General features: G+C 51.6%; 10 protein-coding genes. 4 read left to right on the top strand and 6 right to left on the bottom strand.

Going from position 1 to position 12,506, the window contains the following annotated elements:
• Positions 1–43: 43 nt before the first annotated feature.
• From A3844_RS07980 to A3844_RS07970, 3 genes are all read right to left on the bottom strand, one after another.
• The gene (locus tag A3844_RS07980; RefSeq protein ID WP_074107113.1) at positions 44–601 is read right to left on the bottom strand and encodes an NAD(P)H-dependent oxidoreductase; all 558 of its coding nucleotides are present in this window, start codon (positions 599–601) and stop codon (positions 44–46) included.
• A 142-nt stretch (positions 602–743) separates the two neighbouring features.
• A complete protein-coding gene (locus A3844_RS07975) occupies positions 744–1,046 on the bottom strand; it encodes an ArsR/SmtB family transcription factor (RefSeq protein WP_074086235.1) in 303 nt (100 codons plus the stop codon).
• Positions 1,047–1,128: 82 nt separating this feature from the next.
• Positions 1,129–1,647 carry a hypothetical protein gene (locus tag A3844_RS07970; protein WP_074107112.1) on the bottom strand — a complete coding sequence of 173 codons (519 nt, stop codon included), beginning with the start codon at positions 1,645–1,647 and terminating at the stop codon, positions 1,129–1,131.
• A 109-nt stretch (positions 1,648–1,756) separates the two neighbouring features.
• Between A3844_RS07970 and A3844_RS07965 the strand changes: the two genes are divergently transcribed.
• Positions 1,757–2,380 (top strand): NUDIX hydrolase, encoded by a 624-nt coding sequence (locus tag A3844_RS07965; RefSeq protein ID WP_074107111.1) that lies wholly within the window; start codon positions 1,757–1,759, stop codon positions 2,378–2,380.
• Positions 2,381–2,456: 76 nt separating this feature from the next.
• On the opposite strand, the gene A3844_RS07960 is transcribed toward A3844_RS07965, so the two are convergent.
• On the bottom strand, positions 2,457–4,544 hold the full coding sequence (locus A3844_RS07960) for a beta-galactosidase (protein ID WP_074107110.1): 2,088 nt from the start codon (positions 4,542–4,544) through the stop codon (positions 2,457–2,459).
• 187 nt (positions 4,545–4,731) lie between these two features.
• Here A3844_RS07960 and A3844_RS07955 point away from each other — a divergent pair, with 187 nt between their 5' ends.
• Both A3844_RS07955 and A3844_RS07950 read left to right on the top strand, forming a co-directional pair.
• Positions 4,732–5,592, top strand: coding sequence for an AraC family transcriptional regulator (locus A3844_RS07955; RefSeq protein WP_074107109.1), 861 nt, complete (start codon positions 4,732–4,734; stop codon positions 5,590–5,592).
• 74 nt (positions 5,593–5,666) lie between these two features.
• Positions 5,667–7,655, top strand: coding sequence for a Na+/H+ antiporter (locus A3844_RS07950; protein WP_074107108.1), 1,989 nt, complete (start codon positions 5,667–5,669; stop codon positions 7,653–7,655).
• Positions 7,656–7,667: 12 nt separating this feature from the next.
• Here A3844_RS07950 and A3844_RS07945 read toward each other — a convergent pair whose 3' ends face one another.
• Positions 7,668–9,407 carry an ABC transporter ATP-binding protein gene (locus tag A3844_RS07945; protein WP_074107107.1) on the bottom strand — a complete coding sequence of 580 codons (1,740 nt, stop codon included), beginning with the start codon at positions 9,405–9,407 and terminating at the stop codon, positions 7,668–7,670.
• On the bottom strand, positions 9,404–11,143 hold the full coding sequence (locus A3844_RS07940) for an ABC transporter ATP-binding protein (protein ID WP_074107106.1): 1,740 nt from the start codon (positions 11,141–11,143) through the stop codon (positions 9,404–9,406). Before A3844_RS07940 ends, A3844_RS07945 begins: the two co-directional genes overlap by 4 nt.
• A 158-nt stretch (positions 11,144–11,301) precedes the next feature.
• On the opposite strand from A3844_RS07940, the gene A3844_RS07935 reads away from it, so the two are divergent.
• The gene (locus tag A3844_RS07935; RefSeq protein ID WP_074103181.1) at positions 11,302–12,168 is read left to right on the top strand and encodes a LysR family transcriptional regulator; all 867 of its coding nucleotides are present in this window, start codon (positions 11,302–11,304) and stop codon (positions 12,166–12,168) included.
• Positions 12,169–12,506 lie beyond the last annotated feature (338 nt).

Genomic DNA, 12,506 nt, shown 5'->3' with positions numbered 1-12,506 from the left:
TTTGCATGTTCCGGTGAATAGCTCCGGGAACCCGTTTCATGAATCAAGCTGTCACACCTGACACATAGACACCATAATCTGCGGCATAGTTCTCCAGCTGTTCATCATTCACTTCACGGATTCCGCTCACTACAAAAGGTTGGCGGTAGATCATCCCGGTCAGATTAGCGGATTGCTGAAACGGCCGCAACAGCTCGCTGTAAGAGTAATTATGAAGCCCCCCTGCCTGGTACATATTTTGAGCGCCTCCGGAAGAGATCGCAATCAGAAGCTCCTTGTCATTCAGTTTGTCTCCCCCTTTGCCGTGAGCCCAGCCATGCTCGAATACTTCATCCATCCATTTCTTCAGTAAGGCAGGCGAGCTATACCAAAAGAATGGAAATTGAAGCACGATACGCTCATGAGCTGTTAACAGTGCCTGCTCATGAGCTATGTCGATTTTTTCGTCCGGATAACTCTCGTACAACCGGTGAACGGTAACATTACCTATTCCGTCAATCTCGGCCGCCAACCGCTTGTTAATCCGGGATGTCTCCAAATGTGGATGGGCAACGATAACGAGGGTTGCCTGGCTGGCAGAAGGTTTAGATGGGGTGGTCACATGGAACAGCTCCTTTTGTAATCACACAATTCGTGATATGTCGATGTATAGAGCAAAAATTAATTAATTTACATATCACGAATTATCGATTTGTTTTGTATTTAAAAACTGAATTCACATGTTTGAATTCAGTCTTTATTCTCTAGAGATCCTTCTGGATGTAAGCAGCTATTTGGGATAATGCTGTTTCATCTCTTTTGTAATATGTCCATTTCCCCAACCGGGTTGCATGCACAAGCCCTGCCCGCTGCAGAACAGACAAGTATTGAGAGGTGGTGGATTGGGTCATATTCAGCTTAGCTGTAATCTGGCTTACGCATACCCCGATTTCGATAAGATCAACCCCTCCCTGGGGTCCAAAATGAGCTGCAGGATCTTTTAACCACTCCAAAATTTGAAGTCGTGCTTCATTGGAAAGTGCCTTAAATACATCAATCGGGCTAATTGGTTTCATGCCATCATTATATCGACATTTCCCGATATGTCAACTCATTAAATCTTGCCGCTTCTTTACAAAACCCCACCAATCATCCGATGAATTCTACGAACTCGTCCGGGTGGGCACGGATATATTCAGCGATAACGTTATGGGTATTCGGGATTAGCCGCTTAAAGCGCTCATACAGGCCATTGACTATCTCCAGCAGTTCAGGATCGGTTTCGATATCGTTCAGCCGAGCATCGCCCCACCCCAAACCCAATCGGCGGTTTCTGGCTTCCAGCCTCTTCCGTGTCTCTTCAAGCAGCTCCAACATGGCATCATCTGCAAAAAAACGTACACCCTCCAGCACTCCGTTCCAAGTTCCCGGCTGGTCCAGCAGGTAAGAGCTCCATGCATAAAACTCTGCTGATGACTTAGAGCTGTGGTCATACATGATGCGGAACATGCAAAGTGCTGTCTGCCCCTTGCCCAACTGCTTGATTGCCGCAGCCTTCACTTCCGGTGATTTTCCGCGGATCAGCTTGAAGGTTGGCTCCATGCAAACCCAGCCGAGTCTTTCATCCGTTAATGAATTGAATTCTTTCCTGTCTATCCCCACGTGCATGCTCTTCCCCTCCTATGCCATATTATACCTTTCTGAACAATGACTGCCGAGCATTCTCCTATTTTTTATGATAGTGTTATTAGCAACTGGGCCAATAAGGAGAATCCACATGTCAGACGAAATTCTTACTACATATGATGCACAGGGCCAGGTGACTGGCACCGCCCCACGCGATGAAGTGCACCGGTACGGACTTTGGCATGAGACCTTTCACTGCTGGTTCGTAGAACAGCGTGCAGATTCGCTCTATATCTATCTTCAGTTGCGGAGCAAGGACAAGCGGGACTATGCCGGCTTGCTTGATATTACTGCTGCCGGACATTTACTGGCGGGCGAGACGGCCATGGACGGCATCCGTGAGGTGGAGGAGGAGCTGGGACTGCAGCTTACTTATGACGAGCTCATCCCACTAGGAATCATCCCCTATTCCATGGTCAAGGAAGGGATGATCGATAGGGAGAGAGCGAATGTTTTCCTGTATGACAATCCTTTCCCCTTGGACCAATTTCATCTGCAGCCGGAAGAAGTTGCCGGGATCGTCACCGCAGAGTTTGCCTCCTTCCGCAAATTCTGGCAGGGAGATCTGCAGCAGCTTGATGTCTCAGGTTTTCGTATCACGGATCGTGGTGAGCGGATTGACGTCCAAGAGAGGGTAGACATCAGTCATTTTGTACCGCATGACACGGACTATTATCTGCAGATTATCGCAGGAATCGAAGCGGCTTTCCGCTAAGTGGCTGACAGCTACTACTATGATCACAGCCCAAAAAAGGCAGGACCCAGCACTACCGGGTCCTGCCTTTTAACTATTAGCTTGCCTGATGAACTAGTGTGACCCGCTTCAGAATAGCCAGGCCATGAACCGGAAGCGTAAGTACCGCTGGAACTGGCTCACCGGATTCTAATACAGTGTACGTTCTGGCATCCATCTCTATGGACTGCTCCACGCCGCTGAAATTCTGCACAAATATATAGTCACTGTCTCCGTCGGTCCGCAGTTGAGCGGTGACGCCTGCCGGCAGCTCGGTATCCAGTGTGCGGATAATTCCCGCTTTCTTGGCAATTGCCGCATACAGCTCTACATAGAATCCGGCATCCTTCACACGTGTAGCCAGGTGGTACGCCCGGCCTTCACCCAGACGGTTCAGCGTAAGCGCAGGCTGCCCGGCATAGAAGTCCGAACGATACGTACCCAGCGCCTCTGCTCCTTCGAGGTGGATCAGCTCGGCAATTTCATGCGCATCATAGTCTCCATCAAGACACAGCGCATTACCGGAATTCATCACCAGACCGTTCAGATCCCGGCTGTGCAGGCCTTCTGTCTCTTCCGCCCAGATCCCCAGCGTCCGGCGGAGCGGACCCGGGAATCCGCCCAAATGGCAGAGATCCGTCTCTCCGACTATACCTGACCAGTAAGTCCCCAGGAAGGTTCCCCCCTGTTCGACATACTTCTCAATCCGTTTGCCGTTATCTTCGCTGACCAGGTACAGCATAGGTGCAATCACCAGTTTGTAGGCGGAGAAGTCCTCTTCCGAACCGATAATATCAACCGGAATCCCCAGCTCCCATAGTGCCTGGTAGTGCTGAAGTACAGTTTCTTCATATTTCAGGCCGGAGTTGCGGATACCCTGCGCATCCTTAATCGCCCATCGGTTGTCCCAATCATAAATAATTGCTGTCTGCACAGGCGTGGTAGTACCTACTACCGCTTGCAGCTCTGAGAGCGTCCGGCCCACTTCGGCAACATCGCGGAAGACGCGGGTTTCGGCGTGCCCGCTATGGTCAATAACAGCGCCGTGGAATTTCTCGCTCGAGCCGCGGCTTTTGCGCCACTGGAAATATTGCACGGAGTCCGAACCGTGGGCAACCGCCTGCAGCGAGGACAGCTTGTGCATGCCCGGCCGCTTCAGCTTACTGACACTCTGCCAGTTCAGTAGCGAAGGTGTGCTCTCCATCAGCAAGAATGGCTTATGCTTGAAGGTACGGTACATATCGTGGTGCATTGCGGCCCAAGCGGCCAGACGAGCGTCGTCATCATCATCCGAGTAGCCCCAGGACGGATAGGAATCCCAGGAAACTACGTCGAGAATCTTGGCCAGCTTGCGGTAATCCACACCGTCAATATTGTGCATATTGGTCGTTACCGGCAGCTCGGGATTATAATCACGCACAGAATCAATCTCATGCTGGCAGAAATCAATGGTCGCCTCACTTACGAAGCGGCGCCAGTCCAGGTTCAGGCCGTGAACCTGCGTCTCCCCATGCGGGGCCGGGGATTCCACTTGATCCCATGAGGTATACGTGTGACTCCAGAACGTAGCCCACCAAGCATGGTTCAATTCTTCCAGGCTGTTGTTGTATTTCACCTTCAGCCATTCCCTGAAGCTCGCCTGACACAGGTCACAGTGGCATTCGCCGCCGTATTCATTCGAGATATGCCATCCGATAACTGCCGGATGATGCGCATAGCGCTCTGCCAGCTTGCCGTTCAGAAGTGCCGTCTTCTGACGGTACACAGGTGAAGTATAGCAATGATTGTGGCGGACGCCATGCAAATTACGCACGCGGTTTCCTTCTACACGCAGTACTTCAGGATATTTCTCCGACATCCAGGCCGGGCGTGCCCCGCTTGGTGTAGCCAGGAAAGCATAAATCCCGTTCTCGGCAAAGGTATCCAGGATGTTGTCCAGCCAACCGAAGGTGAATACGCCTTCTTCCGGCTCCAGGGATACCCAGGAAAAGATTCCAACAGACATTACATTGCAATTGGCAAGCTTCATCATACGGATATCTTCTTGCAGCACCTCAGGGTACTTCAACCATTGTTCGGGATTATAGTCGGCTCCATGCAGCATGACTGGAATCTTGCTGCTGACTGGGGGTAATTTCATATTCATGGGTGGGTTCATCCTTTCGGTATGTGGTCCATGTCAGGATGGGATTATTCTCTGATACATTCTGAGATTAAGTCCTGTCCATTTCATGAATCATTCTTTATACTGTATATCATATAGGATAAATCCATTCAGGCAGTAGGAATATACACTCGCTTTACTAGTACAAAATGAATACGAGGTGACCATCATGCTACCTTTCTCCCTAATTGAAATGCCGCGCGACCTGAACCGTTTCCCCTTGTATCCCTATTCGGTCGGCCGCCATATCCAGTATCATCATGTTCGTCCAGGCGGCTTCCCGGTATACCAAATTTTTCTGATCCGCAGTGGAAAAGGCCTGTTCCGGGACCTGGAGAACGGAAATGAAACAATCTTGGAACCCGGTATGGCCTTCGCCTATCCACCCGACAGGGGCCATGAGTATTACCCGCTGTCGCTTACCCCTTGGCATGTAGGCTTCATCGGTTTTCATGGCGAGTTGTCACCGGGCCTGCTTGAAGGAATTGGTATTCTGCCAGGTGCCCCGCCGCTTCGTCCCGAGCATTTTGAGGAATGCTGGGAACAGGTCGGCGGCATCTGGCATGCGGTGAATCAGCAAGCAAGCCGCCAGGACGAGCATGTGATGCAAGAGCTCTCTGTGGCGCTCTACCGGCTCCTTCTGTTACTCCGCCGCAATGCCTCTGATTCAGGACCCGCAGGCCGTCTTGAGCTGGAGAGCGTTCGCAACGAGGCTTTACAGAAGGCGGTCAGCCTGATTAATGAGCATTTTACCGAACCGCTGCTGGTCTCAAATCTCGCTGCTGCGGTAGGCTACTCTGTGCAGCATTTCCAACGGCTGTTCCTGCAGGAGTATGGGATCACACCGCATAAATATTTGCAGAACCTCCGCCTCGAACGTGCACTGCAGCTTATCCGGGAGAATGCCGATACACCGGTGCAGGATATCGCCCTGCAACTGGGCATGGAGACCAATTATTTCATCCGTGTCTTCCGGAATACTTACGGCTGTACACCGGGGATGATGCGCAAGCGGCTGCATGAATCCTAAGAACCAACATCAGCGCCCTTCCTCAGAGGAAAGCAACATTGCAATCCAATTTACACATAAGGTGGTTAATGCTTTTGGAAATCTTTGAGTTCATTTTACTGATGCTGGCGGCAATCGCATTATCCAATCTGGTCAACCGGTTCATTCCTTCTGTATCTGTCCCCATTATTCAAATTATACTCGGAGTCGTAATTACCTACCTGCCTCTCCACTTCGAGTTAACGCTCAATCCCGAGTTGTTTTTACTATTATTCATTGCCCCTCTGCTGTTTAATGATGGGCGGCAATCAGACAAAGAGGCCCTTTGGCGATTAAAGAAACCGATACTTTTATTGGCACTTGGGTTGGTATTCATGACTGTAGCCATCCTGGGCTTCTTTCTGAATTGGCTGCTTCCCGTCATTCCGCTCGCTGCAGCTTTTGCTCTTGCCGCAGCACTGGCTCCTACAGATGCTGTAGCGGTCGGAGCGCTGGAGGAAAAGATCAAAATCCCCCACCACACGATGAAAATCCTGGAGGGAGAATCACTCATTAATGATGCTTCCGGGCTGGTATCCTTTCAATTCGCCGCAGCAGCAATGGTAACCGGCGCGTTCTCCTTACGTTCGGCCAGCCTCAGCTTTGCGGCAATCTCCCTCGGCGGTATTCTGCTAGGACTTCTAATGACTCTGGTGAAATATGTATTTGTAAAGTGGCTGCGGAAACTGGGGATGGAAAATGTTACGCTGCACATGCTGATCGAGGTGTTAACTCCCTTTGCTGTTTTTCTGATGGCCGAGGAACTTGGGGTCAACGGAATTCTGGCGGCAGTCAGCGCGGGTATCGCCCACTCTTTTGGATATAAAAAATTAAATCCCGAGATCGCCCGACTGAATATCGTTTCCAAAAGCACCTGGTCTGTAATTATTTATGTATTGAATGGATTGGTTTTCCTGATTCTCGGCACCCAGCTCCCGGAGATTATCCGGACCATCTGGAACAGCTCCAGTCTTGGTCATGCTCAGGTGATTCTCTATACACTGGTCTTGACACTTGCTCTACTGGCCCTGCGCTTTGTCTGGGTTCTTGTAATGACGCTGCCCGGTACCGGATATCAGAAGCCAGCCCCGGGACATACCATCAAAAACGCGCTCATTCTCACCCTGTCCGGGGTACGGGGAACGATCACGCTGGCAAGTACCTTGTCGCTGCCCTTTTTCCTGGATAACGGAAATCCGTTCCCGGAGCGGGATCTGATCATCTTTTTGGCGGCAGGTGTCATTCTGTGGACCTTACTGGCATCCAACTACCTATTGCCTCTTCTAATTGGAGATGATGCGGAAGCCGCTCAGGTCAACGATGAGACTCCTATTGAAATGGAAATTCTGCGCAATGTGGTGATTGCCTTAAGTGAACAGACCAATGACGACAATAGAGTTGCTATCGGCAGAATTATTAATACATACCATTCAAGAATCCGTAAGCTGAAAAAAGACGAAGCTGCCGAAAGACTGCAGCGGCCATTGCTTATCGACACGCTCAAATGGCAAAGGGAAAGCACTCTGCTGGCGATCAAGAACAAAGAAGTGAATCTTTTTATCGCTTACCGCACTCTGCATAGGCTCAACCGGACACTGTTCCGGTTCACCAAGGATGACCAATACAAAACTAACCTGCAGGCACTCCGGCAATGGATGGAGGTGTCCGGCATGCTTAACCAGGCGACTCTAAGCTTCCAGGAAAGACGGGAGGCCCTGGATGCCTTCAGAGTGCGCAATATCAAGTATGTTATTGAAAAATTAAATGCCGTACTGCCTACGGCCGGCACAGAAGTTGAGGACGTCAGCTCTTCGATTCTGCGTTACGAGCGAATGCTCAGCAGATATAGCAGAAGTGAAGCCTCTTCCTCTTCCAGGCAGGACTTCGACACCACTCTGGATGAATTGGCACGGGTAGGCATCCAGCTGGAACGAGATCAGATTCAGCTCATATTTGAATCGGGCCAGCTGTCGCGGGCCGGAATGAAGGAAATGAAAAATAATCTGTTGCTGATGGAGCATGACCTCAGGGAATTGACCATTTGAATCCGCTGGCGGCTACACCGCCGCAAACTGGCTGTTGTATAGTCTGGCGTAATGGCCAGCACGCTTAAGCAATTCTTCATGCGTGCCGCTCTCGACGATATCACCGTCTTTCATGTAGAGAATGACATCCGCCTCACGGATGGTGGACAGCCGGTGGGCAATCACGAAGCTGGTACGGCCGGATATCATCGTGAGAAAAGCCTTCTGAATACGGGCCTCCGTCAGTGTATCGATACTACTGGTGGCTTCGTCCAGAATCAGCATCGGCGGATCGGCAAGCATGACGCGGGCGATCGTGAGCAGCTGCTTCTGTCCCTGGGACAGATTATCCCCTGATCCGGAAATCTTTGTCGCATAGCCCTCGGGCAGCCGTTTGATGAAGCTGTGGGCGTTCGCAGCCTTGGCAGCGGCAATCACTTCTTCATCAGCCGCCTCCGGCTTGCCGTAAGCAATATTATCGCGGATCGAACCGCCATACAGCCAGGTATCCTGCAGCACCATCCCGAAATTGCGGCGCAGGCTGTCGCGGGTAATCGCCCGGATATCTGTGCCGTCAATCCTGATGCTGCCGCTGTCCACGTCATAGAAGCGCATCAACAGATTGACCAGTGTTGTTTTGCCTGCTCCGGTCTGCCCGACAATGGCTACCCGCGTGCCCGGCTCCACTTCCAGACTGAAGCTCTTAATTAGCGGACGTTCCGGTGTATACGCGAAGCTTACCTTTTCAAAAGCAATCGTACCTTGGCTCACACCCATAACATGTGCGTTCTTGGCATCCTGGGTTTCCGGCGGCAGGTCAAGAATGGCAAAGATCCGCTGCGCCGAAGCCGTGGCTGATTGAAGCTGAGTGATCACACCGGTTATTTCATTGAACGGCTTGGCGAACAGATTCGAATAGATTAGAAAACTGGATAGATCCCCCACCGAGAAATGGCCCCCGATTACCAGTGCGCTGCCGATCATCGCAATCACAGAAAATGTAATGTTGTTCACCAGACGGGTGCTTGGATTGGACAGCGAGCCGTAGAACTGCGATTTGATGCCGGTATGGTACAGCTCGTTATTCCGTTCAGAGAACCGGGCGAAGCTGTGGTCTTCGTAACGGAATGCCTGCACCACCTTCTGGCCGCCTACGACTTCTTCCACATACCCGTTCAGTCCGCCGAGAATTTTGGCCTGCTCCCGGAACAGCTTCTGGGAACGGGTCGTAATGAAACGTGCGACATAAAAGGTTGCCGGTGCCGAGAGCAGCACAACAAGTGTCATCACCGGACTGATGTAGAGCATTAGTCCAATGGCCCCGGCAATAGTGACCACTCCGGTCAGCAGCGTAGAGAAGCCCTGCAGCAAACCATCCGAGACAGCATCCATGTCGTTGACGAACCGGCTGATGCTATCCCCCTGGGGATGATTATCATGGAACTTCAGCGGCAGCACGTTCAGCTTGTCGAACAGCTCACTCCGCATATCATAGACCGTCCGGTAGGCGATCCGGTTGGTATAGTAAGTCAGCAGCCAGCCAAAAAAGCTGCCGACAATATAAACCACAGCCAAGATCAGCAGCAGCCGGAGGATCTGGTCAAAGTCCACTTGTCCAGGACCCACCATCTGGTCAACAGTCCGTCCGATCAGCAGCGGTCCGATCAGGCTGGCGATGACACTCAATATGGCGCAGCAAACAGCGGCGATGGCGATGCCTCTATGCTGTTTGGTATAGTTAAACATTCTTTTCCAGGTTGCTCCGGAGCTCATCGCGTACCTACCTCCTCACTTGAAAGCTGGGATTGACAGATTTCCTGGTACACTCCACAGCTCTGCAATAATGCTTCATGTGTGCCAACACCCGCGATCCGTCCTTCATCCAAGACGATAATCTGATCCGCCTGGCGGACAGTGCTCACCCGCTGGGAGACCAGCAGCACAGTAGTTTCTCCGCTGCTCTCCTTCAGCGCACGTCGAAGGGCCGCATCCGTGGCAAAATCAAGTGCACTTGCCGAATCATCCAGAATCAGGATCTGCGGACGCATCACCACGGCACGGGCGATGGCCAGCCGCTGTTTTTGCCCGCCAGACAGGTTCAGACCTCCGCGGGCGACGGGAGTATCCAACCCTTCAGGCAGCTTTTGGATGAACTCCTCAGCCTGGGCTACAGAAGCAGCGGCTATTAATTCTGCGTGTGAGGCATCTTGCCTGCCCCAGCGGATATTGTCAGCTATGGTACCGCTGAACAGCGTTGCCTTCTGCGGCACGATGCCGATCTTGCTTCGCAGCTCCTCCAATCCATAATTTTTGACACTTACCCCATCGACCCGGATTTCCCCCTCAACAGCGTCATAGAAACGCGGGATCAGGTTCACAAAAGTTGACTTGCCGGAGCCGGTACTCCCAATCAGTCCCACGGTCTCTCCACGTTGAATGGTCACTGAAATATCGTGCAATGCCAGCTCACCTGTGGTGTTGTATCCAAACGAGACATGCTCAAAAGCAATCGCAGGAGCCTGCTTCTCTGCTGGTGTAAGGCCCTGATTCCCTATATCCGCAACAGAGCCCACAGTATCCAAAACTTCATTCACACGGTTCGCCGATGATGAAGCCTTTGTAAATATAATCACCAGATTTGAGACTACGATCAGTGCCAGCAGGATCTGGGTCACATAGTTGATAAAAGCGATAATCTCGCCCTGGGACAGCCGTCCGGCATCAATGTGGATGCCGCCTGCCCACAATATGGCGATAATCGCTGCATTCACCACCAGCGTTGTCATGGGCCCCAGCCATGCAGAGATGCGGGCGACGCGGATTGCTGTCGCTGTCAGATCCTCCGAAGCAGCGTTGAAGCGCTGTTTTTCACTGCGGCTCCTGGCAAATGCGCGGATCACCCGGATGCCGGACAGATTCTCACTGAGCACCAGAGCCAGATGATCCAGCTTCTGCTGGTATTTGCGGTAGAGCGGCGAGCTGCGCGTGATGATGAAATACAGAATCACGCCAAATACCGGAGTCGCCGCGAGCAGAATCAGCGAGAGCCGGAAGTCGAGAATCATAGACATGATAATAGCTCCGATGCAGATGAACGGAGCGCGAATGACTAGCCGGATCAGCATCGCTACGGCGAGCTGCAGCTGGTTCACGTCATTCGTGATCCGGTTGATTAGCGAAGGCGTACCGAAGGTATCCAGCTCGGCATAGGAGAGGGCTGAAATATGTTTGAACATCTTGTTGCGAAGGGAAGTACCAAAGCCTTGCGAAGCCCGGGCGGCATAATATTGACAAACCATGGAACAGCCAAATCCGAGCAAGGACATCAGCACCATTAGCCCTCCCATCCGGTACACATAGGCGCTGTCATGGCGGCCGATGCCGTTATTGACGATCAGTGCAACAATGGTGGGCAGTAAGAGTTCAAGAATGGCCTCCAGTAGCTTGAAGATCGGCCCCAGTGTCACTTCTTTCCTATAGGGCTTAAGAAATACAGCAATTTTGAACACAGTAATCCTCACCTAACCTATGTAGTATGTAACAGCTAGAAAAATGGAATAAGACCCGTTATGATTATGTCATACCTATTTACATATTAATAATATTGGTTTCGTATCCATGCGATACGATCCGCATATGGCAGCGAGCTCAATACGGAGGTTAACTTATGGATATCCGCCAACTGAAATATTTCATGGCTATTGCCGAAGAAGGACAAATTACCTCAGCGGCGAGAAAGCTGCAAATGGCCCAGCCGCCGCTCAGCCAACAGCTGAAACTGCTGGAGGAGGAGCTGGGGGTGAAGCTGGTAGAACGCGGGCCGCGCAGTATCCAGCTTACCGAAGCCGGAATCATTCTGCGGGACCGGGCACAGCAAATTCTTGAATTGACCGATTCTACAACCCGGGAGCTGAAGGATTTTGTCAAAGGTATCTCAGGCACCCTGTCCATCGGCACCGTCTCTTCTTCTGCGGCAACCCTGCTTCAGGAGCGGCTGATGGAGTTCCATCTGGTCTACGCCGGGGTGAAATTCGAGATTCACGAAGGCAATACCTATCGCGTTCTCGATCTGCTGAACAAGGGTATCGTCGAAGTCGGCATTGTCCGCACTCCTTTCAACTCCGCAGGCCTTGAGTGTGTATACACCTCATCGGAACCTATGATTGCCGTGATGGCACCTGAATATGACTGGACAGGTGGAGAGCCCGAAATTGAGATTGGGGAGCTCCGTAAGCAGCCGCTCATTATTTACCGCCGCTTCGAACAGCTGATCCGCGAGACCTGTCTGGAGCATGGCTTCGATCCCCAGGTCTTCTGTATGAACGATGACGCCCGCACGACCCTGCTCTGGGCGAATGCAGGGCTCGGCATCGGTATCATTCCAAGGTCCGCTTTTATCCTTGCCAACAACAGCAATGTTCTGTCCAAGGAAATTCGCAGCGATTCACTGAATACCCGGGTGGCCGCAGTCTGGATGAAGGACAAATACTTGTCGTCCCTGGCTGAGAAGTTTATTGAGAACTTTAAGAAGTAACAGCATTCATATAACTGGCAGAACATTTTATGTAGAGATCAGTAGGGTAAGACGAGGGATTACTCCCTCGGACTCCCCGTCAAACCGTGCATGCGGATTTCCCGCACACGGCTTTCCTTCGTCAGTTCCCCATCTTCAGGAGTGAGTTTCCTTCATCCGTCGCCGGATTGCTTATTTCACTCCTGAATTAGGAACGTGTGGTGAGTAAGCTTGTTAGAAATACCATTCCGGCTGATTCCAGTACTTTGTTTGGTATCAGCCGGTTTGACACCGTAGATCTCTTTTTGCGCATAAAGGCTCGCACCCTCATTCGCGTCCATTGATCCAGACGTTCAAAC

Source organism: Paenibacillus helianthi (assembly GCF_001909055.1).
Taxonomy (GTDB): domain Bacteria; phylum Bacillota; class Bacilli; order Paenibacillales; family Paenibacillaceae; genus Paenibacillus_AQ; species Paenibacillus_AQ helianthi.
Note: the sequence above shows the minus strand (reverse complement) of the source record. Positions and strands in the feature narration are given on the sequence as shown.

Coding starts and splice junctions, on each gene's coding strand:
- A3844_RS07970 (WP_074107112.1), bottom strand. CDS start 1,647: ATGCACGTGGGGATAGACAGGAAAGAATTCAATTCATTAACGGATGAA.
- A3844_RS07965 (WP_074107111.1), top strand. CDS start 1,757: ATGTCAGACGAAATTCTTACTACATATGATGCACAGGGCCAGGTGACT.
- A3844_RS07960 (WP_074107110.1), bottom strand. CDS start 4,544: ATGAATATGAAATTACCCCCAGTCAGCAGCAAGATTCCAGTCATGCTG.
- A3844_RS07955 (WP_074107109.1), top strand. CDS start 4,732: ATGCTACCTTTCTCCCTAATTGAAATGCCGCGCGACCTGAACCGTTTC.
- A3844_RS07945 (WP_074107107.1), bottom strand. CDS start 9,407: ATGAGCTCCGGAGCAACCTGGAAAAGAATGTTTAACTATACCAAACAG.
- A3844_RS07935 (WP_074103181.1), top strand. CDS start 11,302: ATGGATATCCGCCAACTGAAATATTTCATGGCTATTGCCGAAGAAGGA.